Below are 24156 nucleotides of genomic sequence, written 5' to 3'. Positions count from 1 at the left end.
CCGCCAGGTAGAGCTAGACGGCCGCGACCCGCTTGGCCAGATCGTCGGCGAGCTGGCGCGCCTGCACCGGATCGGTGGCCTCGACCATCACCCGCACCAGCTGCTCGGTTCCGCTGGGCCGCAACAGCACCCGGCCGGACTCACCGAGAACGCGCTCGGCCTCGGCGACCGCGTCGCGCACCTCGGGGGCGACGGCGACCGCGGCCTTGTCGCTGACCGGCACGTTCACCAGTACCTGCGGCACGGTGCTCATCACCGCGGCCAGCTCGCTCAGCGGACGCCCGGTCTGGGCCATCCGCGCCATCAGCCGCAGGCCGGTGAGCACGCCGTCACCGGTGGTGCCGTAGCGCGGGAACACCACGTGCCCGGACTGCTCGCCGCCGAGGGTGTACCCGCCGCGGCGCAGTTCCTCCAGCACGTAGCGGTCGCCGACGGCGGCGGTGAGCACCGTGATTCCGGCGGCGCGCATGGCGATGTGCAGGCCCAGGTTGCTCATCACGGTCGCGACCAGGGTGTCGGCGACGAGTTCGCCCGACTCCCGCATGGCCAGCGCCAGCACGGCCATGATCGCGTCACCGTCGACGATCTCGCCCGCGGCGTCCACCGCCAGGCACCGGTCGGCGTCACCGTCGAGGGCGATGCCCAGGTCGGCGCCGTTGGCGAGGACGGCGGCGCGGACCGCGCCGAGGTGGGTCGAGCCGCAGCCGTCGTTGATGTTGAGGCCGTCGGGTTCGGCGTTGATCGCGATCACCGTCGCCCCGGCCTCCCGGTACACCTGCGGGGCCACCTCCGAGGCCGCGCCGTGCGCGCAGTCGACGACGACGGTCAGCCCGGACAGGTCCTGGCCGGTGGATTCGAGCAGGTGCTCGACATAGCGTTCGTGGGTGCCCTCGACGGTGTAGTCGCCGCGCACGCGGCCGATGCCCGCACCGGTCGGGCGCACCGTGACGCCCTCGGTGATCAGCGCTTCGATCCGCTGTTCCACGGCGTCGTCGAGCTTGTGCCCGCCCGCCGCGAAGATCTTGATGCCGTTGTCGGGCATGGGATTGTGCGAGGCGGAGATCATCACGCCGAAGCACGCGTCGTAGAGGCCGGTCAGGTACGCCACGGCCGGGGTGGGCAGCACGCCCACCGAGAGGACATCGACACCGACGGAGGTCAGACCCGCGGTCACCGCGGCCTCGAGCATCTCGCCACTGGCCCGGGGATCACGGCCGAGCACCGCGACCGCGCGCTTCTTGCCGCGCGAGAGCACCTGCGCGGCCGCACCCGCGACGCGCATCGCCAGTTCCGGGCTCAGCGACTCGTTGGCGAGTCCCCGAACACCGTCTGTGCCGAACAGCCGTCCCATACCTATGCCCCTTAGAGGTGGTGGATACAGCACGAGAGCAGGCGACCAGCCGCGCTGGAAGCCTGCTCTCGCACACGTGCTCCGCCGACCGTACCGTCTCAGCCAAAGTAAGCGAAGACGGTGGTCGACAGTGCCGAAATCAGCGCTTCGAGTACTGAGGCGCCTTACGGGCCTTCTTCAGGCCGTACTTCTTACGCTCGGTGGCACGCGGGTCACGGGTCAGGAAGCCGGCGCGCTTGAGCGCGGGGCGATCCTCGGGGGTGACCTCGATCAGCGCACGGGCGATGGCCAGACGCAGAGCGCCGGCCTGACCCGACGGGCCGCCACCGACCAGGCGAGCGAAGATGTCGAAGCTCTCGACACGCTCGACGGTGACCAGCGGGGACTTCACGAGCTGCTGGTGCACCTTGTTCGGGAAGTAATCCTCGATGGTGCGGCCGTTGAGCACGAAGTTGCCCGAGCCGGGAACCAGGCGCACGCGAACGACGGCTTCCTTACGGCGGCCGACGGTCTGCACCGGGCGATCGATCACGATCGGGGCGTAGGTGGTCTCTTCGACGTACTCGGCCTCGTAGCCTTCGCCGTCTTCGACAACCTCGACCACGGTCTCGTCGACCACGTCGTACTCTTCGTTGAACTCTTCAGGAGCGGTCACTGGGCCACCTGCTTGATCTCGAACGGAACCGGCTGCTGCGCGGCGTGGGGGTGGTTCGGGCCTGCGTAGACCTTCAGCTTGCCCGCGATCGCGTTACCCAGCTTGTTCTTCGGGATCATGCCCTTGACGGCCTTCTCCACGAGACGATCGGGACGGGTCGCCAACACCTCGCCGACAGTGCGCGACTTGAGGCCGCCCGGGTGTCCGCTGTGGTGGTGGATGAGCTTGTCCTGCTTCTTGTTGCCGGAGATGGCAACCTTGTCCGCGTTGATGATGATGACGAAGTCGCCACCATCGACGTGCGGTGCGTAGGTCGGCTTGCCCTTGCCGCGCAGCAGGCCAGCGGCCTGCACGGCAAGACGGCCGAGGACTACGTCAGTGGCGTCGATGACGTACCACTTACGGGTCACGTCACCCGCCTTGGGGCTGTACGTAGGCACAGTCGGTCCCTGTCTGTCGTCGGTGTTGCCGGCCACGGGTGTGGGTCGAGACTGTCCCGGCGGCCGGTGGAGACCCGGGACATCGAGGAGACGCCGATCCGCGAACGGTTCGACGTTCCACACGCCAGCGAGCAACGATACCAGCTACGCATGACGCCACCACAATCGGGCGAGCCCGGCTAGATCACCACCGGTGGGCCGGGGTCGGTCGCGCCCGCGGGCCCGGGGATCAGGTAGCGCAGCGTATCGATGCCGGGGGTGACGCAGGCGTTGTCCTCGATCAGGCCGCCGCCGCGGGCACTCGCGATACCCTCCGGCGGAACTGTGTTCGCGTACGGGGTGAACGCGCAGGTCACCCGCTCCCCCTCGGCCGCGACCGCGGGGCCCGCGGCACTCGTGTGCAGGCCGGTCGCGGCCAGCGCGACCATGCCGAGCACGGCCGGTGCGCCGAAGAAGCCCTTCTTCACCTTGCCGATCAGCTTGCCGCGGCGATCCTCGTCGTCGGCCTCGGCCAGCGCGTGCCGCGGCGATCCACTCGCCTGCGCGGGCGGTCCGGCGACGATGCCCGCGGGACTCGGCGGCTGACCGGTCTGCGGCGCCGGGGCGCCCCAGCCGACCTGCGCGGCATAGCCCTGACCAGGATGCTGCGACTCGGGGTAGTCGTCCTCGTCCAGCTCCGGCTCGGTGACCAGTAGATGCGCCGCGCCGAGCACCAGCGCGTGCATCGGGTGATCGGCCACGTGCAGGCGCTGGCCGAGATGGTTCTGGAAGGCCAGCCGCAGCGCGTCGTTGAAGCAGACATTGCCCGCCAGCAGCACCGTCGAGGTGTCGGCGCCGATCGAGCGGGCCGCCGCCATCGCCTCGATCACCACGTTGTCGGCCGAACGGGCATCGCGCAGCGCCTCCGCGGTCACCGCGACCTCGACCGATTCGGTCGGCTGCTCGTCGTCGCCGTGCACCGCGACGACCAGCAGCGTGCGGCCGTCGGAGTACACGCCGGTCGCGCCGATCCCGTGCCGGTGCCGCTCGCTGGGCGGCGAGACCAGCCCGAGGGCGCGCACGTAGCCCGACAGCGCGACGCTCTCCGGCAGCGGCTCGACCACCACGTCCAGCTGCTCGACGAGCGCGGCGTAGATGTCGACCTTCTCGTCGGGCCAGCTGTCCGGATACGGCAGCGCGACCAGCTGCGGCTTGCCGCGCAGGTACTTGCCGACCGCGGCCAGCGGGTTGTAGAGCCGTGCCCGGAACACCAGCTCGGCGGGCCAGGTGGCACCGGCGATGACGATCTGCGGGTGCCCGAGAATGTCGCGCACGTCGGCGATCGCCATGCCGAGGTCCGGCCGCTGCCGGTCGACACCTGCGGTGTGCAGCCTGCCCGCGGCGTCGGCGAGTAGGTAGGCGGGTGGGGTGTAGGTGCCCTCCACCTGAACCGGGCGGATCGGAGTCTCACCGCCGCCCGCGGCAACGGACACCACATCCCACCCCAGATGCAGGGCCCCAACTCGAACGGTCACAGGCTCAAGTGTGCCCGGTCGGCGAGCGACACGCGCAGCATGCCCGCCGATATGGCCCTGACCTTGCGATCCCCCGTCATGCGGTGCCCCCTCAGGCATTCTCGGGCGCCCTCCGTAGTGACGCGAGCTGCCGCCTCCGGGCGCTGACTGCTCATGCCTGCGACTTCTTCAGGCGTAGGCGGCTCCACGTGATGACCGCCAGAATCGAGGTGATCACGATCAGCAGCGCGATGTCGAGGATCCAGATTCCCGGCTTGTGTTCCCAGAGCGGATCCTCCTGGGCACCGATGACCAGCTCGCGCAGGTCGACGGTCGCCGCGCCCGCGGCGTAACCCCAGCGCGATGGGAACAGGTACGACACCTGCTCGAGGCCGACCCGGTCGGTCACCGGGATCAGGCCGCCCGCCATCACCAGCTGCACCATGATCATCACCACGAGCATCGGCATGACCTGCTCGTTGGACTTGGCCAGGCTCGACATCAGCAGACCGAACACCACACAGCAGACCGCGGTCATCGCGATGTCGAAGTACAGCTCGACGCTGCCGTTCGGGATCAGCGCGCCCTCCGGCGGCGCCTTCTTGCCGAGGAAGGTGATGCCGACCAGCACCGCCGACTGCAGGAACGCGGTCACGCTGAACACCACGATCTTGGCCATCAGATACGCCGACGGCAGCAGGCCGACCGCGCGCTCGCGATAGAAGATCGACCGCTCACCGACCAGGTCGCGCACGGTCAGCGTGGCGCCCATGAAGCACGCACCGAGGATCAGCACGACCAGCAGCTGTTGCGCCTCACCACCGCTGGAGCGCGCGAACGATCCGTCCGGCTGCGCGATCAGCGGCCCCTCGGTGAAACCGTCACTACCGGGCACCACCAGCGACAACGCGCCGAGGATGAACGGCAGCACCACCAGGAAGATCAGGTAGCCGCGGTCGGCGAAGATCAGCCGCAGCTGCCTGCGCGCCAAGGTGCTGAACTGGCGCATCCCGCTCGATTGCGGTGGCGCGCCCGCGTTGCCGCGCTGCATCGGCGCGGGCGGTGGCGGCGGTGGCACATACGCCTGCCTGGATCGATAGGCCGCGAAGGCCTGGTCCGGGTTGGCCGCGACCTTGGCGAAGATCTCCGCCCAGTCGGTCGTGCCGAGCGCGGCGCCGACGCCACCGGGATGACCGGCGAAGGCGGTCTTGCCGCCGGGCGCGAGCAGCACCACCTGGTCGCACATGTCCAGGCAGGCGACCGAGTGGGTCACCACGATCACCACGCGACCGGCGTCGGCCAGCTCGCGCAGCATCTGCATGACCTGCCGGTCCAGCGCCGGGTCCAGGCCGGAGGTCGGCTCGTCGAGGATCAGCAGCGACGGACCGGTCAGCAGCTCCATCGCCACCGACGCGCGCTTGCGCTGACCGCCGGAGAGCCGGTCGACGCGGGTGTCGGCGTGCTGGGTGAGCGAGAGCTCCTGCAGGACGCCGTCGATCACCTGCTGACGGTCGGCTTTGGTGGTATCGGGCGGCAGCCGCAGTTCCGCGGCGAAGCCGAGGGCCTGGCGGACGGTGAGCTGACGATGCAGCACGTCGTCCTGCGGGACCATGCCGATCCGGGAGCGCAGCGCCTCGTACTCGGCGTGCAGGTTGCGGCCCTCGAAGGTGACCACACCGCCGGAGGGCTGGGTGCTGCCCGCGATCAGCTTCGACAGCGTCGACTTGCCCGCGCCCGACGGGCCGATCAGCGCGGTGAGGGTGCCGCGACCGGCCTGCATGTTGACATCGACGAGCAGCTGCTTGTTGCCCTCGACGGTGAACCCGACCCCGTGCACCGTCAGGCCGAGCTCGGCGACCGGCTTCTGCCGATGCGCCAGCGCGCCCTGGGTGACGACGAAGTCGATATTGCCGATGGTGACGATGTCGCGCTCGCGCAGCACGGTGCGCTGCTGGCGGTGACCGTTGACGAAGGTGCCGTTGGCCGATCCGAGGTCCTCGATGACCAGGCCCTCGCCCGAGGACACCAGGCGCGCGTGCTTGCGCGAGGCCAGCGGATCATTGACGATGATCTGATTGTCGGAGGTACGGCCGATGCTCAGGCCGCCGGGCGGAATGCGATCGCCGCGCGCCACCGGCTCGGTCGAGGCCGACTTGCGCACGGGCGGCAGCATCGAGGAGTCGGCGCGGCGGGTCATGTTGATGTTGTCCTGCGGCGCCATCGGCTGCGACGGCAGCTGCGAGGTCGGCACGTACTGCGGCTGTTGCTGCTGCTGCGGCGGCGCCGGTCTGGACGGTGGCTGGTAGGGCTGCTGCTGCGGACGTTGCGGCGGGCGTTGCTGTTGCTGCGGCTGGGACGGCGGTGCGAGCATCGTCGCGGCATGGCGCGACGACGGCGCCGCGGGCACCAGATGCAGCAGCGGCCCACTGATAGCGTCCCCCAGACGCACCTGTGTGGGCCGGTCGATCGAAACGGGCTGGCTCAGCCTGCGCGCGTCGACGAAAACGCCGTTGGTACTGCCGTTGTCGGCGAGCACCCACGCGCCGTTCTGGAAACGCAGAGTGGCGTGCACGCGCGATACCAGCGGACTGTCCACGAACAGCGTCACTTCGGGCGCCCGGCCCATGGTGATCTGCTGGCTCGCTTCGAAGACTCGTTCGGTTCCATCATGGCGCACGGTGATGGTCTGCGCCCCCGGTGAAGACATGGAGCGGATACTATGCCATCGCCCGGACATCGGCGGTGCCCCCGAGACGGCTTCAGTCCCGATCCGGCGATCGACCTGCACATGTATCCGGCCGACCAGGGGGACTGATGCCGAAACCCCAAGTGCTCATTGCGATCACCGCCGTGCTATGCGCGTTGCTGAGTGTGGGCTGCACGCGGGCGATCGACGGCCACGGGGTCTCGATCTACGACGATCCGTTCCAGGTGGCCGGGCTGCCGACGACCGGTGGCCCGAACGGACCGCGGCCGAACGTGCCGGATTCGTCGCTGACCGCGTCCAACGGTGACGGTGGCGAGGTCGACGCGCTGGCGCTCAACGCGATCGACGACATCCAGTCGTACTGGCAGGCCGCCTTCGGCCTCGAGTTCCACGGCGAGACCTTCGAGCCGGTCGAGAAGCTGGTGTCCTGGAATGCCAGGGCCTCGCGCAACCAGGCGATCGAATTCTGCAAGGAGACCACCTACCACCTGGTCAACGCCGCCTACTGCCGCAGCGACAACTCCATCGGCTGGGACCGCGCGATGCTGCTGCCCACCATGAGCGAGACCTTCGGGAAGATGTCGGTGGTCATGGTGCTGGCTCACGAGTACGGGCACGCCATCCAGACCATGGCCGAGCTCGTCACCAAGAAGACCCCGGTCCTGGTCAAGGAACAGCAGGCCGACTGCTTCGCGGGCGCGTTCATGCGCCACGTCGCCGAGGGCAAGTCGAAGCACTTCACGATCAACACCTCCGACGGCCTGAATTCCGTCCTGGCCGCGACCGTTTCGATCCGCGACTCCGACCCCGACGATCCCGAGAGCGTGCACGGTTCGGCCTTCGAGCGCGTCACCGCGGTGCAGATCGGCTTCACCGACGGCCCGCGCGGCTGCAAGGGCATCGACGACGAGGAGATCGACCAGCGCCGCGGCAATCTGCCGCAGAGCTTCTCCGGCGATCAGGGCCGCGGCGAGTACCCGATCACCAAGGAGAACCTGGTCGAGCTGAGCAAGGCGCTGCAGTCCATTCTGCCGGTCGAGGAAGCCCCGACCTACGAGTACTCGGGCGCCAGGATCGACTGCAAGGACGGCACCGCGACCGAACCGGTCACCTACTGCCCGGCCAGGAACGTCATCGCCACCGATGTACCCGGTCTGGCCCAGCGCGGCTCGGTCGATTCCGACGACGACGGCCCGCTCCCGGTCAAGGTCAGCGGCGACTACAACGGCTACGTCGTGTTCATCTCCCGCTACACCCTCGCCGTCCAGCGCGGTCACGGCCAGGCGCTGACCGGTGCGAAGACCGGTCTGCGCGCGGCCTGCCTGTCCGGTGTCGTCACCGGCAAGCTGGCCCAGCCCGGCCGCCCGGCCAGCCAGGGCGATATCCAGCTCTCCGCGGGCGACCTCGACGAGGCGGTCTCGGGCCTGCTCACCGACGGCCTGGCCGCCAGCGACACCGAGGGCAACACCGTTCCGAGCGGCTTCTCCCGCGTCGACGCCTTCCGGGCGGGTGTCCTCAACGGCGAGACCACCTGCCTGTCGCGGTACTCCTAGCCGAACGGCGGCGGCGCGGCCGGCTCGTAGCGCAGGACGCGGTTGCCGATCATCACCTCGGTGCCGGGGATCAGCGCCATCGGCTGGTTCGGGGTGAGCCGGATCCAGTCGCGGTAGCCGGGCAGGCGGGTGCGGGTGCCGTTGGTCGAACCGCGGTCGATGAGCTGGACGTCCCAATTCACCAGGTGCACTTCGGCATGCGCGCGGGACATGCCGCCGGAGGTGTCGTCGACGCGCAGCGGGATGAGCCCGCGCTGGGCGGCTTCGGAGTTCTCCGGGTCGCGGCCGATCACCGCGTCGGCGGCCAGCAGGTAGGTCATACCGTCGTCGAGGACGAGCATGCCCAGCGGCGGGCGCACCACTTCGCTGAGCGCCTGGGTCTGGTCGACCGGCATGCCGCAGACCGTGCAGAACGCCGAGCGTGGATCGCTGGGATGCGCACGCGCGCACTTGAATCCCATCACCTTGACCGTGAGCACCGTGGACCTGGCCGTCGCCTCGAGCCGTCGCTGCAGGTCGGGGTCGGGTTCGGGCGCCGGGTTGGTGCCCGAATTCCTGGTCTCGGCGTTGTGCGGGTCGACGGCCGCGTGCGCCGGTCCGGTGGCGCTGGTCGCCGCGTCCATCAGCGACGTCGCCGGCTGCATCCCGGTGGCGGGCGGCTCGGCGGGACGTGAATCCGCGTGCGCCGGACGAGGTTCCCGATCGATCCGGGCGGTGGGCGGCGGTGGCCTGTTGGTGCCGGCCGCGGGATCGGCGGTGCGGACCCGGGAGCGGGTCCCGTTGGACCACACCACGGCGCCGCCCGCCTGCGCGATCCCCTCGACCAGCCACCCGACGCCGCGCTCCGGCGGCAGATCGGGGATGCGGCCCTTGGCGTCGTCGACGAACAGCGCGACCGCCGTGGCGGGCTCGGACGCCACCCGGTCGACGGTGAACGCGGCGTCACTGCCCCGGTAGTACTCCGCGGTGCCGTCCCCGGCGAGCACCGCCGTCACCGCACCGTGCAGGAAGATCGCGACCCCGCCGTTGTCGGCGGCCGAGAGCACCCCGAAGTCGATCGGCGTGCCCGGCGAGATCTGCTCGGCGTACTTCATCAGCCAGCGTGTCGATTCCCGCGCGACCACCGAGCCCGGTCCGCCCGGCGCTTCCTCGGCGGCGCCGCGCACGAGCTCGGCCAGCGATTCCAGCGCGACCGCCGCGGTGTCGTCGGGAGTGAGCCTGCCGTGCCCGCGATGCGCGACGACGATCACCGCGCCCGCGACGCGCGCGACCGCATGACTTCCGAGCACGACTTCGACCTGCCGATCCCTCACAGGTATCGGCCTCTACCGGAACTGCGCAGCAGGGTCGTCGCCATGTCCTCCAGACTATGGCAAACCCGCCCACATAGGTCCCCCTGGGCGGCGATGGTCCGGTAACTTCAAGGGACCGCGGGAGGAACATCAAGGGGCACCGATGATCTATTCGACGAAGATCCGTATCGCGTCCGCACTCTGTGGTGCCACGCTCGCCGCCGCCCTCACCGGCTGCGCGGTCACCGGAACCCCGGTCGCCGCCGAACCCGATGTGCGCGGCCTGGAGACGGGCACCTACGCCACCGATCACCACAGCTACGACGACACCGCGGGCAGCCGGGGCGCGCTCGTCGAGGGCACCCGCATGTCGGCGGCCGTCGTTTCCGCCGTGCGTATCGATCCGTCGCTGTCGCACGGACGCGGCGGTACCGTGGTCCCCGATGTCGAGCGCGCGCTCGACTTCGTCGCCAATGTCTCCAAACCCGTTCTGGAGAACCGCAAATTCGTCACCGGGTACGCCGCCCTCGGCTCCGACCAGCCCGATCCGTCTGGCCAGAAGCGCCCGGCGGACGACGCGACCGCCGTGACCACCGCCGTCTTCCGTTTCCCGGACGCCACCGCGGCCACGCTCGCCGCCCGCGAGCTCGAGGACGTCGACCTGGCGGTGTCACCGGACAACCGCAAGCTCCCGTCGACCAAATACCCCGAGGCCTACGTCCATTGGCGCCCGAACGTGCCGACCATCGGCGCGTTCCTCGCGCACAAGGAGTTCGTGATCTCGCTGTTCATCCAGCGCCCGCGCGCCGACTCCATCGACCTCATCTCCTGGGTCGACAAGACCCTCGCCGCCGAGCTCACCCAGCTCGCCACCTTCTCCCCCACCCCGTTCGACGAACTCGGCGACCTCCCGATCGACCCGGAGCGGCTGCTCGCCCGCGCCGTCGTGCAGGACCGCGCCGGCGAGCACCCCGACCAGCACTCCTTCGCCGTCTACAGCCCCGCCCACCTGGTCAACAACGCCGACGACCAGACCACCCGCCAACGGCTGGTCGACACCACCGGCGCCGAGAGCATCGCCCTCGTCGACGGCGGCTCCGTCACCCGCGTGCGCGACCTGGCCGCCGCCGAGGCCCTGATGACCGGCCTCATCGACAGCGCGGGTCACTACGACACCCTGCCCGCCCCCACCGACATCCCCGGCGCCAAATGCCTGCAACTCAACAACCAGGGCGACGCCGAGGAAGAGTACAAATACCGCTGCTACGTCCCGTACAAGCGCTATCTCGGCATCGTCAGTTCCGACCAGGAACCCGACGTCCGCCAGAAGATCTCCGCGCAGTACGCCTTGCTCGCCAACAGTCTGTGAGCCCGGCCGCGCACAACAGCACCGCCCATCCCCGAATTCGGTGACGTAGTATTCCGCCGACCATCGTTTCGGGGAGGAATGATCGTGTTGCGAGCCACGAGACCAGTCAGGTCCGCTTGCGCCGCGCTGGCGGCCACTGTGCTGACAGGTGTCGTCGCGGCCTGTGGCACCGGCGACCAGGCGTCCGGGGCGACCGAGATCCCGGTCGACCTCACCACCCTCGACGTCGGCGCCTACGCCACGCAACCACGCCAGGTCGGCACGGTCGCGAACCACGATCAGGCGCGCTTCATCGAAGCTGAGCGGCTCGGTGACCACGTCCCCACCCCCGCCGACATCGATCCGCGCTTCGTCCACACCAACTCCTCGATCGCCACGGTGTTCATCGATGCCGAGGCGTCGCTCGGCAAGATCATGGCGGTCGATCGTTTCGGCGAGATCGCGCCGGACTTCATCGGCGGTTTCGTGAGTTCGGCGGAGACCGCGGGCCACAACAAGGGCATCGACATGGTCAATGCCGTGATGATCTTCCCCGACGAACAGAAAGCCGCCGCCGCGGCGACCGCGCTCGAACGACTCGATTTCGGTTACGCGCCGAACAATCAGCCGATCGAGATTCCCGGTTATCCCGCCGCGAAAGCGCATTGGCAGCCCGACCAGCAGTCGATCGGATCCTGGTTCGCCACCGGCCATCTCGTGATCTACACCTGGTTCTACGACTACCTGAAGATCTATCTGGAGAAAGTCGACAAGCAGGCGCTGCTCGACCTGACTCGCAAGAGCCTCGACACCGTCGTGCCCTCGGTCGCGAAGTTCACCCCGACCCCCGTCGACCAGCTGATGACGCTCCAGCGCGATCGTGAGAACATGCTCGGCCGCACCGCGCCCCGCCCGCGCGAGGATTCGTGGATCAACCCGCCGGGCGTCTACGCGGGCCGCACCGCACGGCATTTCTCCTCCGATCCGGAGAGCGCCACGAAGATGATCGACGACAACGGGGTGGACCTGTTCGCCAACGACGGCTCGGATGTCTACCGCGCGCGCGACATCGCGGGCGCGCGGGCGGTGCGCGACGAACTCGGCGGCCTCACCCGCAAGTTCACCGCCGCGGACCCACCGAAGAATCTGCCGAGCGCCCGGTGCAAGGAATACATCGGCCGGGAGAAGCTGGCTGTCCGTTTCTACTGCGCGGTGTCCTACGACCGCTACGCCGCCTACGTGTGGTCGAACCAGCTCCTCGATGCCCAGCAACGTATCTCCGCCCAGTACGCGCTGCTGGTGAACGCCCGATGAGCAGCCCGAAGCGCACCGCGACGGTGCTGATCACCGCCCTGCTGACCGCCGTCCTGACGGCCTGCGGTGCCACCGTGTCCGGCTCCGGCGTGCCCGGTGAGATCGATGTCCGCTCGCTCGATGTCGGCGCGTATCCCACCGAACCGCCCAATGCCCACGACGACGATCCGAGTCCGGCCTTCTACGAGATGTACAAGCTGGCCGCGATGCGGATCGCGGACTACGCGATCAGCGCCTACGACATCGATCCGCAGATGATCTACGGCAACCGGGCCGACGCGAACAATGCCCGGCTGATGCCGTCGGAACTCGGCAACGAGACGGCGATGTCGGCCATCGCGCAGAAATACAAGATGCTCTACGGCTTCCATTCCAGCGGTGCCTCGAAGGATCTCAGCGTCACCACCAGCGGTACCTGGCCGACCAAGAAGGACAACAACTGGTTCACCGCGACCACGATGATCCTGCAATTCCCCGACGCCGAGCGCGCCACGGCGGCGGCCCGGGAATTCCACGACGCCGACTTCGCCGCGCAGGAGGGGCGCAACCAGCCGGTGTCGCTGCCGAAATACCCTGCCGCCCATGCCCAGTGGCGTCCGGACTCGCCGTTCGTCCGGGTGCTGTTGCCGCACGGTCCGTATGTGATCGCCTTCCTGCTGTCGGTGGCCAGGCCCGACCTGCCCGCGCTCACCGCCCTGGCCGAGTCGGCGCTGACCAAGCAGATCGAGGCGCTGGCCGCGACGACGCCGCTGACCGACGAACAGCTCATGACCCTGCCCTGGGACCCCGATCACGTCCTGATGCGGACCCTCAACCCCGATGGGCTGACCAGCCCCGAGGGCTCGTACTACCTGGTCACCGGCGCGCGCGGCATCCAGCACTACTCCGGTGGCCCGCTCCCCGACCACCGCGAGTACATCGGGCAGCAGCTCACGAAGATGAACGCCCAGCAGGTCGCCATCTCGTGGGGCTCGATCGGAATCCGGACTCCCGACGCCGAGTCGGCCCGCCGCGCGGTCGCCGAGAAGCTGTTCCTCTGGCCCACCGCGACCGACGTCGCGCCCCCGCCCAACCTCACCGGCGCGACCTGTGTGGAGAACAAGCAGCTGGCCGCGAAGAAGCGCTTCAGCTGCATCCTCGCCTACAAGCAGTACGTCGGGATCGTCAGCAGCGAACAGCTCCTCGACGCTCAGCAACGCGCGGCCGCGCAGTACGCCGTCTTCGCCAACAGCCGGTGAGCTGAGGACTGCGCGTCGACAGGGCGGCCAGTATGCTCCCGCCGGAGCGCGGCACAGCAACGAGTCAGGAGACCGAAAGAGATGACGATGAGCCCGGGCACCATCGTCGGTGGCTACCGAGTCATCCGCAAGCTGGGCGCGGGCGGCATGGGCTCGGTCTATCTGGCCGCGCATCCGAGCCTGCCTCGCACGGACGCGCTCAAGATCCTCAGCCCCGAGCTCAGCCGCGATCCCGAGTTCCGCGCCAGGTTCGAACGCGAAGCCAATCTCGCCGCCGGCCTCGATCACCCGAACATCGTCTCGGTCTACAACCGCGGCGAGGAGCACGGCCAGCTGTGGATCGCGATGCAGTTCGTCGAAGGCACCGACGCCGCCGCCGAACTCGCCCGCGACCCGCACGCGATGACCCCGCTGCGCGCCCTGCGCATCACCACCGAGGTCGGCAAGGGCCTGGACTTCGCGCACCATCGCGGCCTGCTGCACCGCGACGTCAAACCGGCGAACTTCCTGCTCTCGGACACCTACGGCGACGACGAGCGGGTGTTGCTCACCGACTTCGGCGTGGCCAAGTCGACCGACGACGCCTCCGAGCTCACCCAGACCGGAAGCTTCCTCGCCACCATCGCCTATGCCCCGCCGGAGCAGCTGTCGGGTGGTCATCTCGACCACCGCGCCGACGTCTACAGCCTGGCCTGCGCCTTCTTCAAACTCCTCACCGGCCAGAACCCGTATCCCGCAACACAACCGGCCCTGGTGATGATGGGGCACCTGCACGAACCGCCGCCCCGCGCGACCGCCGTGCGTCCCGGCCTGCCACCCGCGATCGACCAGGTCTTCGCCCGCGCCATGGCGAAGAACCCGAACGAGCGATTCTCGACCTGCCGCGAATTCACCACCGCCGCGACCGCCGCCCTCGTCCCCGGCTCGCATCCCACGGGCCATCACACCGCGCCGACCTACCCGATCCAGACGCACACCCAGTGGTCGCCCAACGCCGTCACCGCGATCGGCTCGACGAATCCCGGTGAACCACCGAAGAATTCGAAGAACCGGCTGGTCCTCACCGTCGGTGCGCTGGTCGCCGTCGTCGCGGTGGCCGCCGGGATCGGCATCTGGGCCGCCCGCGGCGACAGTCCGCAGGTCGGCGGCTCGGGCACGACGACCGTCTCGACCGCCGCCCTGAGCCCGCTCGAGCAGGCCCGCAAGGACAACCCGGCCTTCACCGGCAAGACCGTCCTGATGGTCGACGTCGACGCCGACAACAAGGTCGCTACCTACCTGGGCGGCACCCTGCAGACCAAGTTCCTCGAGGACCTGGGTTTCGTCTACAACTTCAACTACACCAAGTCCGGTGAGGAACCCTCCCCCCGCCCGGTCGCCAACTCCTTCGACCGGCTGAACGTCGCCGAGGACAGCTATATCCTCGCCGTCCGCAGCGACGCCAAAGCCGGCGGCGGCGGCCTCCTGGGCCTCCCCTTCCAGATCACCGGCTCCCGCGCCACCGTCATCCCGGTCGACGACCCGATCAGCGTCACGGCCCTGCGCTCCTGGACGTCGAGCTCGGAACAGACCCTGCTGTCCCGGCTGCTCCCGGTCCTGAAGAGCCGCGTGAAGTAGGACAGGGCACTCACCACCGCTTCACACCAGGTGTCCATGAGAACCGCTGCAGTACAATCTCTCTCGATGGCACTGAAGCGGTGGAGGGCGTACCGCGTATCGAATCGCTGAGGAATTGCGTTCTGCTTCGGCAAGTCTGGACACCGAAGTGCAGGGCTTGACGTCCACTTGGAAAGGTGCGGCCGCAGACTCCTACGTAGCCGGATGGGATGAGATGCATCGGGGCGCTCTTGATGTATGGGACACTCTGTTCGCGCTCGCCGAACAGCTCGGGATCACCGCCGAGGACGGATTTTCGGTCGATCTCGAGCATCTGGACGCGGTGACAGCACGGATGCGCGGATTGAAGGGCTACGTCGCAGACCAGCTCGCTGCACTGGACTCCGCCGCCAATGCAGCGATGCTCAACTGGAGCGGCGAGGCCGCGACTGCCTACCAAGTCGCACATCGCGAATGGGCCGACGGTGCAACCGACATTCAGGATGGCCTGGCAGCAATGGAGAGCGCCGCTCAAATTGCGCACTCCAACTACAGCGGGATACCGACATCTTGCAACAGGCCAAGAAGAACAAGGGAAATTTTGGCCTCGGCGAGGGCACAATGGAAGAAGCCGAGGCCGCCGGAAAGGCCTGGGTCGAACCGAATGCGAAGCTAGCGTCAGATGGAAAAACCTGGGTAAGCGAAGATGGCCTCCGCCAATACCGGCCACCGAGCTATAAGCCGAACCTGGGCCTCACTCAAGCGAATTTTGAATGGCGGACCCTACCGTCGACAACCAAGGAATGGCAGGGCAATGGACACCTCTACATCACGGACGCACCATGAAGGCTGAATTGAAAGGGCTGCACAGCCCAGATGCCGACTTGACCAGTGACATTCTGCCGGACGATGCACTGTTCGTGCAATTGATGATCGGCCCACTCGGTGGACGAGGCGAAGAATCATTCGATGTTACGGTGTGTACACCCGCATGGCGTGCACAGGCAATTTCCAAAGATCCGGATGCAGGACGATTTCTCCTGGTATTGGACCGAATAGACGTCGAACTCATCGAACAGTATGTGGCAGACTTCCTGGCGCCATTGGAGCGACCGACATGGCAGGAACTGGCGGTCGAAATCGGAAATCTTGGAAAGTGGGAGTTCCTGGATTATCGCCCGTAACAACCCCTTGGCACGAGATGGATCTATTTTCCAGGATCTAATAGATTCCGGATGGGTGCGGCGCCGGTGGATCATCTGGCGTGGGTGCGCCGAGACCACGTGCGCTACTATGCCCGCGAGCCAGATCACCGGGGAAGGGTGGGCCTGGGACTCGGTCCGAGTCGGTCCACGATCGGATCAGCTGGTCAGTTGGAGGGGGAGAGCGTGCTGCTCAACCGTGGTGCATCGAGAGCGCGCGGAGCGATTCTGGCGGCGGTCGCCGTCGTGGTCGCCACCGCCGTGGTCGGGTGCGGATCACCGGTATCGGGGAGCGCGACGCGCATCGAACCGGACAAGTCGGACCTGGATTTCGGCAACTACCAAACCCAGCCGCGCACGGTCGGCAACGCCAAGAGCCTGAACCAGGGACGGGCGTGGGAAGCGCAGCGGCTCGCGGACTACGTGGCCGTGCCCTTCGAGATCGACCCCGCCTACGTCTACGACAATCGCCGGGAATCGCTGGTCCATCCCACACAGATCGTGCTGAATCGCAAGGGCCTGGGCAAGCTCATCATCAACGACACCTTCGACGAGGTCGCCGAGGATCTGGTCGCCGGCTGGCTGAACACCTGGGCGACCGGTCCGAGCGGGGACGAGCCGCGCCGCAGCCTCAATCTCTCGGTCCTGATCTTCCCCGACGCCAAGACGGCGGAGACCGTCGCGCCGATCCTCGAGCACGACGACTTCACCTTCAACAGCGACAACGAGTCCGTGTCGATCACCAAGTACCCGAAGACCTACGCGCATTGGCGGCCGTCGGTCTCCTCCATCGGTTCCTGGACGGTGCACGACCGCTACGTGATCTTCATGAAGATCGATGACGGGACCAAGGCACCCGATCTGCCCTCGCTGACCGCGCAGGTCGAACAGGCACTCGCGGTGCAGATTCCGCTCCTGGACAAGTTCGTGCCGACCCCGTCGGACCAGCTCGAGCGGGTCCCGCTGGACCCGACCGGACTCCTCGGCCGGACCCTGCCCTCGGATCCGTCGGCGCCGGTGCGCGCACAGCCCGACGGATACTCCATCGGACGCGGCGCACTGAGCCTGTTCGCCGATCCGGACGCCGATCTGCTGAACACGTTCACCAAGAACGGCATCGACCTGATCACCTTCGGCGACTCGGTCGTTTTCCGATCCACCACGGCCGCGGGCGCGAAGACCCTGGTCGACGAGTGGAAGAAGCCGGAGGCGGACTCGAAGGAGGCGGCGGCGCCGTCGAAGCTGGCCGACGCGGTCGCCTGCCGGGCCAACACCTACGAGTCACAGGGCGAGGTGAAAACCTCCGACTACATCTGCTACCTGCAGGTGGACCGCTACGCCGCGCAGATCCGCGACGGGAACCTGCAGGATCTGCATCAGCAGGTCGCCGCCCAATACGTTCTGCTCACCCGCCGATGAGGATGCCCGAGATGAAGAACACCCTGCGGCTGGCCGGGCTGCTCACCATCCTGATCGTCGGGTCGGGTTGCGCGGCGCCCATTTCCGGCCAGGCCAAGCCCGGCATGACGCCGGTCGACCTGGCGACGCTGAAAACCGGTGCGGCGGTCACCGAACCGACCGCCTTCGATCTGAAGTACTCCGACACCGCGAAATCGGTCAGGTTGATCGAGGGGCGTCGGTTGCTCAATGTTCTCGTCCAGCCGATCGATGTCGACCCCGAACTGACGAAGCGCCTCACCACCAAGGTGTTCGCCGACGGCACGGACATGTCGAAGGACGACGGGCTCCCGGAGCAGTTCAAGGCCGCGGTCGACGGCAACAGCTTCATCGCCGGCGTCACCGCGTCACGCACGAACGGCAGCGTGCGCGATACCAAGGGCCTGCACCTGAGCGTGCTGCATTTCGCGACCGCGCAGGACAGCAAGAACGCGGCGACGGCGATGTATCAGGTGAGCACCTCCGGCGAATCGCCCCGGCAGCCGGTGACGATTCCCGGCTACGCCGAGGCCAACGGGTCGACCAAGGACGGCACGGCGGTCAGCGCCTTCCAGGCGCACGGACCCTTCGTGATCGCCGTCAGCATCTCGCAGGAGACCGCCGATCAGGCCGGTTTGGCCGCCAAGGTCAAGAAGACCCTGGATCTGCAGCTGCCCGCTCTCGACAAGTACCGGGTCATCGCCCCGGACGACCTGCTCGACCTGCCGCTCGATCCCGACGGGATCATGCGGCGGGCGACGGGCAAATCGCCGTCGGGCGACCCCTACGGCATGAGCTACCACGAAGAGGACTTCGGCACCTTCGAGCCGTCCGGGATCCTGCACTTCGAGCGGAACCCCGCCGAGGCGAGGAAGGCGTTCGACGCGGCCGGCGTCGACCTGGTCGGCCGGCGCTTCAGCACCGTGTACCGCACCCGCGATGTCGAGGCCGCGTTCACGCTGCAAACCGCCCTCGCCAAGCGCGGTAAGAGCGACTCCGAACTCGCTCCCCCACCCGGCATCGCCGACGCCCAGTGCCTGCGGCTCGAGGACGAGGACCCGAACCGTGGCTACAACGGGATCTGCGTTCTCGTCTACGGCCGCTACGTCGCCGTTGTCATGTCGCTGGCGAGCGTGTCGAAGGCGGCGCTGCAGGTCGACCCGATCCTGCAGGAACGGACCGCCGCGCAGTACGCGATCCTGAAGAAGAGTGAGTGAACGATGATGCGAAAACTCCGCCTGAGCAGCGCATTGCTGACACTCGGATTCGCGCTGGCCGCGTGCGGCGGCTCCGATGCCGCCGCACCGCAGACACCGGCCGTCGACGTCACCAAGCTGGACTCCGGTAACTACCCGACGAAAGCGGTCGACCTCGAGCCCAGCCGGGTGCCGACGTCGGGAGCCCTGCGCGAGGCGATCCGCATCGGTGCCGCGACTCCGATCACCTCCCAATTCGATCCGCGATTCATCTTCGCGACCGGATACAGCGGTGGTCGGCACATCACCGCGATCGACCCGCCGTACTTCAGTGGCTCGGGAATCGAATCCACTGATTTCAACACCGTCATTCCGGGTGTCGTCGCCGGATGGGACAGTTCCGCGAATCGCCGTGACCAGCTCTACGCCGGCCGTGAGGTATCGACGATCACCCTGCGCTTCTCGACGCCGGATCAGGCGAAATTCGCGGCGACCGAACTGTCGAACCGCACGCCGAGCGCGGCCTATCAGATTCCGAACTACCCCGACAGCCTGGCCAAGCTGGAAGTCAAAACCGACCCGCTGCGGCTGCAGCACCTGCGCGCCTGGCTGGTCCGCGGCGACATGCTGCTGTCCATCGACGTCACCGATCCGATCGGCCTCCCCTACGACCCGGCCGCGGACGCCGAAGTCGTGCGCAAGTATTTCGACAAGCAGATCGAGATGTTCCGCACATACACCCCGACGCCGCTGAACGAGATCGACAAACTGCCGCTCGACACCGAGGGCTTGCTGAGTCACGTACTGCCGACCGAGGCTTCGAAGCGCCCGAAAAAGGGAACCAGCAGCTCCGCGGTGTATCCGGCGCAGGCCGTCCTGCATCTCGAAGAGCATCCGGCGGTCATGGGTCCCGCCTACACCGACGCCGGTGTCGACCTCATGGCGTTCGACACCGGATCCGTGTACCGCACCCGTGACGAGTCCGCGGCAGGCCGATTCCGCGCGGCGCTGGACAACGAGACGACCAGCGATACGGAGTACATGAAGGTCGACGGTCCGCCGAATCTGCCGGTCGTCAATTGCTTCAATGCGAAACCCGAAGTGAAGTACGCCTCCGACGCGCCCCCGACGTGTCACGGTGTGATCGGTCGATATGTGTTCGGCGTATCCGGCACCAACCTGCAGGACGTTTACCAACGGGCCGCCGCACAGTACAAGCTGCTGGTCGGGTTCAACTGACACGCACGAGCACTGTGGGGTGTGACAGCACCTGCTAGATTGCCCTGTTGGAACGTGCACTGCGGGGCGCGCGAAGGATTGAGGAGACGCGAATGGCCTTGCGGCCCGGCGCAATTGTGGGTGGCTACCGAGTGATCAAGGTCCTCGGCGCCGGAGGCATGGGCACCGTCTACCTCGCCCAGAACCCCAGCCTCCCCCGCCGCGACGCCCTCAAGGTCCTCAGCGGCGACCTGTCCACCGACCCCGAGTTCCGGGGCCGGTTCGAGCGGGAAGCCAATCTCGCCGCAGGCCTGGACCATCCGAACATCGTCGCCGTCTACAACCGCGGCGACGAGGACGGCCAGCTGTGGATCGCCATGCAGTACGTCGACGGCACCGACGCCTCCGCCGAGGTGGCCAAGGGCCCGAGCGCCATGCCGGCGCACCGGGCCCTGCGCATCATCGGCGAGGTCGGCAAGGGCCTCGACTACGCCCACCGCCGCGGCCTCCTCCACCGCGACATCAAGCCCGCCAACTTCATGATCGCCGCAGCCGAAGACGGCGACGAAGAACGCGTCCTGCTGACAGACTTCGGTGTCGCCAAGTCGGCCGACGACGGCCAGGACCTCACCGCCACCGGCAACTTCATGGCCACCGTCGCCTACGCTCCCCCCGAGCAACTGATGGGCACCAAGCTCGACCACCGCGCCGACATCTACAGCCTCGGCTGCTCCCTCTACAAACTCCTCACCGGCCAGAACCCCTACCCCGCCACGGTCCCGGCCATGGTCATGATGGGCCACCTGCACGAACCCCCACCCCGAGCCACCGCCATCCGCCCGGACCTCCCACCCGCGATCGACCACGTCATCGCCAAGGTCATGGCGAAAGACCCGGCCCACCGCTACAACACCTGCCGCGAATTCATCCAGGACGCCCACAACGCCCTGTTCGGCGCGCCCATGCAGGCACCCGCCTCCCAGGGATTCCACACCGCCCCGCGCATGCCGATCAACGGCCCGGCCACTGCCGCCACCGACGTCGTCTCGCCTCAGTGGGGCACGGACCCGAGTCGTCCGATCCCCACTTACCAAACCCATGCTGGTGTCCCCGAAAGCGATATCCTCACCGCTCGCAATCCCACACCCTATCGACCGAAGCGTGCACGGAAACTGCTGCTGTCAGGGCTAATCGCTGTGCTCGTTGCGGCGCTTATCGGAACCGGGATCTTCGTTCTGACCAGATCAGGTGGTTCACCAACCGGCGGCGGCAATGACCCGATGGCCCAAGTCCGGACACAGCATCCGGAGTTCAGCGGAAAGTCGATCACCGCATACAATTTCGGCAATTCCACCCTGTCCGTGGTTCTCAATCCGAGCGACCAGTGGAAGTTCTTGCGCGATCTGGACTTCGACTATAACGCCGACTACAAGGCCGTTGGAAACGAGAAGTCGCCTCGTGCGCTCTCAGTCGGAGACTACAGCATAAAGAACAGCACCGATATCGTCATCGTGCTCCGTACAGACGGCCAGGCCGGAAATGGCGGATTCCGCGGCCTCCCGTACGCGCTGACCAGCGGAAAAGCAACGGTCGTCGTTATCGATGATCCTTCGACAGTGCAGGCCTTTCAGGTGTGGAGCGACCAGTCGCAGCAGATCCTCATCGATAAGATGGTTCCAGCAATCGCAAAGGCCATCCAATGACGCCGTCGATCGGCAAAATTCGCATGTTAGCGCTATCCGGGGTGTTGGCGCTCGCTACCGGTTGTGGTGCAACGGTTCCAGGGAACCCACAACCTGGCGCAACGCCAGTCGATCTCGAGCACCTGCGCCCTGGGCCGTTTAAGAACGTTCCCACGCCTTTCGACATCACCTGGAACTCCGACACACCCAAGGTCATAAGGCTCATTGAAGCCCGCAGGATGCTCAACTACCTGGTGCATCCGATCGACGTGGATCCTTCGTTGGACACGCCCGGTGGCACCCAGATATTTGCCGACCATGCCGCAATGCCATCGAAAGGCGGCCTCGGGGAGCAGTATTCCGCCCCAGTGCGCCTCAACATTGATTTTATTGGCGGTGTATCGACATCCCAATCGAATGGAAGTGTTCGCTCACCCAAAGATCTCGCTATAGCTGTTCTGCAATTCTCGACGCCCTCTGAGGCCGCGAGAGTCGCGGGGGAGTTCCATCGGATAACAACCGAGTCAGGCGCCCGGCAGATCGTGCAGATTCCGGACCACCCCAACGCTCATGCATCAATAGAATTCGAGAATGTTCTCGACTCTTGGGAGCCGCACGGACAGTATGTCCTCTGGACGAGAGTGAAGACCCCAAATCCCGATGTCGGCGCCGCTTTGGCAACGACGAAGAAGACGATCGAAATGCAGATAGAGGCACTCGACCGGTTCAAGCCTATACCACTCGACGATGTTCTCGATGCCCCCCTCGACCCAGAGAACATTATGCGCCGCGCAACCGTCCGCGACGGTCGAGATGGCGTGGGCATAAGTAGATCCGAGGAGGATTTCGGACCTTTCGAGCCTTCCGGGATCCTCCATTTCGAGCGCCGCCCAGCGGAAGCGCGGAAGAAATTCGAGGAGACTGGCGTAGACTTGATCGGCCGCAGGTCGAGTACTGTTTATCGCACTCGTGATCTTGCATCCGCCTTTCGGCTTCAGACATTCTTCACAACTCCCGGAAAAGACGACGTGATTCTGAAGTCACCTCCAGGAATGGCGGACACACAGTGCATCAGACTGGATACTGCCGACAAGAGCCGCAATTACGACGCGCTGTGCGCAGTCGTACATGATAGGTACGTTGCAGTTGTGACGGCGAAATCGATCAGCGGCGGCGAGATCGAGAGCTCATTGATGGAGCGCGCAGCCGCGCAATACGCCATCTTGAAGAAATGCGAGGAATAGATGCGGAGCACGAGGTTCGCACCAGCCCTTGCCGCCCTGACACTCCTCGCGAGCGCGTGCGGGACTTCGGGATCCCCGCAAGAGATAGATATCGATAAACTGGACGTCGGAAACTATTCAACGAGACCGATCGATGTCGAGTCTATCAGGACACCGATGTCCGGAGCCGCACGAGAATCGATCAGAATCGGCAGTTTGACGCCACTCCCCCTTGACTATGACAGCCGGTTCGGCTTTGCGCCGCTCTACCCAGCGCGAGTAAACCGGGTAACGCCAGAGGAGCCACCCTACTTCAACGGCGCTCGTATCGAGAGCAGCCAATTCGCGGATGAGATGCCAGGCCTTGTCGCAGGATGGCGCATGTCCGCGAATCGTCGAAACGAGCTGGGCCGTGGCCGCACGATCGAAACCTTTACGCTCCGCTTCGGCGATCCGAGCCAGGCGCGCGCTGCATCGAACAAATTGGCAGATCGCAGCCCCGGTGACTTCCATAACGGAGTTAGCGGATTCTCCGACGTGACATCAAAGATCGCCCCGACGGACATTACGGGCGTTGCTTCGATTCGGACATGGCTCGTACAGAACGACATGCTACTGTACATTCAGATAAACGACCCGGTCAGTCGGCCATTCAATCCTGTCGACAATATCGAGATAACCAAGAGGTTTCTCGAGAAGCAGCTAAATATGCTCCGCGATTATTCGCCGACACCAACGTCTGGGCTGAACCAGCTTCCACTAGATACCGACGGACTGCTGAGCAAAACGCTCCCCAGAGACAAGCCACTCTCTGGCGGTGCCGTCTATCCTGCACACGCCGCGCTGGCGCTATCGGAGCGGCCAGCTGCCCTGTCTGCGGCCTTCGCTGATACAGGCGTCGACTATGTGGCAATTAATGGCGCTACCGTCTATCGCACTCGCGACGAAGCAGCCGCCACCAGGCTGATAGCAGCTCTGCAGAACGGCGCCTTTAATTCCACAGGACTTGTCGATGCTGAGGCTCCACAGAACTTGCCGGTTGCCCATTGCTACGCGCTCGACCCCAATCTCGAAGCTACCGGTGTCAACACCCCCCGGTGTCTAGCGCCAGTTGGCAGATACGTCATCTCGGTACCTGGAACAAACCTGCAGGACGTGCGCCAACGTCTTGCAGCCCAGTACAAACTATTGGCGACTGCTGGCTAACCAGC

General features: G+C 66.6%; 19 protein-coding genes. 13 read left to right on the top strand and 6 right to left on the bottom strand.

Features of this window, described 5'->3' with window-relative positions; all coding sequences use genetic code 11:
- Nucleotides 1–13: 13 nt before the first annotated feature.
- From glmM to NV348_RS21200, 5 genes are all read right to left on the bottom strand, one after another.
- Complete coding sequence (gene glmM, locus NV348_RS21220; RefSeq protein ID WP_447148456.1) at nucleotides 14–1351, bottom strand: phosphoglucosamine mutase; 1338 nt, start codon at nucleotides 1349–1351, stop codon at nucleotides 14–16.
- A gap of 139 nt (nucleotides 1352–1490) precedes the next feature.
- On the bottom strand, nucleotides 1491–2006 hold the full coding sequence (rpsI, locus tag NV348_RS21215; protein WP_447148455.1) for a 30S ribosomal protein S9: 516 nt from the start codon (nucleotides 2004–2006) through the stop codon (nucleotides 1491–1493).
- On the bottom strand, nucleotides 2003–2446 hold the full coding sequence (gene rplM, locus NV348_RS21210; protein ID WP_022567307.1) for a 50S ribosomal protein L13: 444 nt from the start codon (nucleotides 2444–2446) through the stop codon (nucleotides 2003–2005). Before rplM ends, rpsI begins: the two co-directional genes overlap by 4 nt.
- A gap of 179 nt (nucleotides 2447–2625) precedes the next feature.
- Complete coding sequence (locus NV348_RS21205; RefSeq protein ID WP_447148454.1) at nucleotides 2626–3960, bottom strand: hypothetical protein; 1335 nt, start codon at nucleotides 3958–3960, stop codon at nucleotides 2626–2628.
- A 151-nt stretch (nucleotides 3961–4111) separates the two neighbouring features.
- Nucleotides 4112–6646 carry an FHA domain-containing protein gene (locus NV348_RS21200; protein ID WP_447148453.1) on the bottom strand — a complete coding sequence of 845 codons (2535 nt, stop codon included), beginning with the start codon at nucleotides 6644–6646 and terminating at the stop codon, nucleotides 4112–4114.
- Nucleotides 6647–6753: 107 nt separating this feature from the next.
- Here NV348_RS21200 and NV348_RS21195 point away from each other — a divergent pair, with 107 nt between their 5' ends.
- Complete coding sequence (locus tag NV348_RS21195) at nucleotides 6754–8199, top strand: neutral zinc metallopeptidase (RefSeq protein WP_447148452.1); 1446 nt, start codon at nucleotides 6754–6756, stop codon at nucleotides 8197–8199.
- On the opposite strand, the gene NV348_RS21190 is transcribed toward NV348_RS21195, so the two are convergent.
- Nucleotides 8196–9488: an FHA domain-containing protein gene (locus NV348_RS21190; RefSeq protein ID WP_447148451.1), complete on the bottom strand. Its 1293-nt coding sequence runs from the start codon at nucleotides 9486–9488 to the stop codon at nucleotides 8196–8198. The two genes, NV348_RS21195 and NV348_RS21190, sit on opposite strands and share 4 nt — an antisense overlap.
- A gap of 166 nt (nucleotides 9489–9654) precedes the next feature.
- On the opposite strand from NV348_RS21190, the gene NV348_RS21185 reads away from it, so the two are divergent.
- The 12 genes from NV348_RS21185 (at nucleotide 9655) to NV348_RS21130 (ending at nucleotide 24151) form a co-directional block, all read left to right on the top strand.
- Nucleotides 9655–10860 carry a DUF7373 family lipoprotein gene (locus NV348_RS21185; RefSeq protein ID WP_447148450.1) on the top strand — a complete coding sequence of 402 codons (1206 nt, stop codon included), beginning with the start codon at nucleotides 9655–9657 and terminating at the stop codon, nucleotides 10858–10860.
- 138 nt (nucleotides 10861–10998) lie between these two features.
- Complete coding sequence (locus NV348_RS21180; protein WP_447148449.1) at nucleotides 10999–12153, top strand: DUF7373 family lipoprotein; 1155 nt, start codon at nucleotides 10999–11001, stop codon at nucleotides 12151–12153.
- Nucleotides 12150–13391, top strand: a complete 1242-nt coding sequence (locus NV348_RS21175; protein WP_447148448.1) for a DUF7373 family lipoprotein — start codon at nucleotides 12150–12152, stop codon at nucleotides 13389–13391. Before NV348_RS21180 ends, NV348_RS21175 begins: the two co-directional genes overlap by 4 nt.
- An 81-nt stretch (nucleotides 13392–13472) precedes the next feature.
- A complete protein-coding gene (locus NV348_RS21170; protein ID WP_447148447.1) occupies nucleotides 13473–15008 on the top strand; it encodes a serine/threonine-protein kinase in 1536 nt (511 codons plus the stop codon).
- Nucleotides 15009–15111: 103 nt separating this feature from the next.
- Nucleotides 15112–15663: a WXG100 family type VII secretion target gene (locus NV348_RS21165; protein ID WP_447151110.1), complete on the top strand. Its 552-nt coding sequence runs from the start codon at nucleotides 15112–15114 to the stop codon at nucleotides 15661–15663.
- Between the two features lie 166 nt (nucleotides 15664–15829).
- The gene (locus NV348_RS21160; protein WP_447148446.1) at nucleotides 15830–16171 is read left to right on the top strand and encodes an Imm8 family immunity protein; all 342 of its coding nucleotides are present in this window, start codon (nucleotides 15830–15832) and stop codon (nucleotides 16169–16171) included.
- A 204-nt stretch (nucleotides 16172–16375) separates the two neighbouring features.
- Entirely contained in the window at nucleotides 16376–17608 is a 1233-nt protein-coding gene (locus NV348_RS21155) for a DUF7373 family lipoprotein (protein WP_447148445.1), read from the top strand.
- An 11-nt stretch (nucleotides 17609–17619) separates the two neighbouring features.
- On the top strand, nucleotides 17620–18843 hold the full coding sequence (locus NV348_RS21150) for a DUF7373 family lipoprotein (RefSeq protein WP_447148444.1): 1224 nt from the start codon (nucleotides 17620–17622) through the stop codon (nucleotides 18841–18843).
- 3 nt (nucleotides 18844–18846) lie between these two features.
- A complete protein-coding gene (locus NV348_RS21145; RefSeq protein ID WP_447148443.1) occupies nucleotides 18847–20061 on the top strand; it encodes a DUF7373 family lipoprotein in 1215 nt (404 codons plus the stop codon).
- Between the two features lie 92 nt (nucleotides 20062–20153).
- On the top strand, nucleotides 20154–21743 hold the full coding sequence (locus NV348_RS21140; RefSeq protein ID WP_447148442.1) for a serine/threonine-protein kinase: 1590 nt from the start codon (nucleotides 20154–20156) through the stop codon (nucleotides 21741–21743).
- Complete coding sequence (locus NV348_RS21135) at nucleotides 21740–22966, top strand: DUF7373 family lipoprotein (RefSeq protein WP_447148441.1); 1227 nt, start codon at nucleotides 21740–21742, stop codon at nucleotides 22964–22966. The genes NV348_RS21140 and NV348_RS21135 overlap by 4 nt, the downstream gene beginning before the upstream one ends.
- Nucleotides 22967–24151, top strand: coding sequence for a DUF7373 family lipoprotein (locus NV348_RS21130; protein ID WP_447148440.1), 1185 nt, complete (start codon nucleotides 22967–22969; stop codon nucleotides 24149–24151).
- Nucleotides 24152–24156 lie beyond the last annotated feature (5 nt).

The sequence above is a fragment of the Nocardia fodinahabitans genome (genome assembly GCF_052983615.1).
The sequence above is the reverse complement of the archived record's forward strand: the minus strand, read 5'-3'. Positions and strand labels throughout refer to the sequence as shown.

Excerpts from the sequence above, each read along its gene's own strand:
- glmM (WP_447148456.1), bottom strand. The coding sequence starts at position 1,351 with ATGGGACGGCTGTTCGGCACAGACGGTGTTCGGGGACTCGCCAACGAG.
- NV348_RS21200 (WP_447148453.1), bottom strand. The coding sequence starts at position 6,646 with ATGTCTTCACCGGGGGCGCAGACCATCACCGTGCGCCATGATGGAACC.
- NV348_RS21195 (WP_447148452.1), top strand. The coding sequence starts at position 6,754 with ATGCCGAAACCCCAAGTGCTCATTGCGATCACCGCCGTGCTATGCGCG.
- NV348_RS21185 (WP_447148450.1), top strand. The coding sequence starts at position 9,655 with ATGATCTATTCGACGAAGATCCGTATCGCGTCCGCACTCTGTGGTGCC.
- NV348_RS21175 (WP_447148448.1), top strand. The coding sequence starts at position 12,150 with ATGAGCAGCCCGAAGCGCACCGCGACGGTGCTGATCACCGCCCTGCTG.
- NV348_RS21170 (WP_447148447.1), top strand. The coding sequence starts at position 13,473 with ATGACGATGAGCCCGGGCACCATCGTCGGTGGCTACCGAGTCATCCGC.
- NV348_RS21160 (WP_447148446.1), top strand. The coding sequence starts at position 15,830 with ATGAAGGCTGAATTGAAAGGGCTGCACAGCCCAGATGCCGACTTGACC.
- NV348_RS21150 (WP_447148444.1), top strand. The coding sequence starts at position 17,620 with ATGAAGAACACCCTGCGGCTGGCCGGGCTGCTCACCATCCTGATCGTC.
- NV348_RS21145 (WP_447148443.1), top strand. The coding sequence starts at position 18,847 with ATGATGCGAAAACTCCGCCTGAGCAGCGCATTGCTGACACTCGGATTC.
- NV348_RS21140 (WP_447148442.1), top strand. The coding sequence starts at position 20,154 with ATGGCCTTGCGGCCCGGCGCAATTGTGGGTGGCTACCGAGTGATCAAG.
- NV348_RS21135 (WP_447148441.1), top strand. The coding sequence starts at position 21,740 with ATGACGCCGTCGATCGGCAAAATTCGCATGTTAGCGCTATCCGGGGTG.
- NV348_RS21130 (WP_447148440.1), top strand. The coding sequence starts at position 22,967 with ATGCGGAGCACGAGGTTCGCACCAGCCCTTGCCGCCCTGACACTCCTC.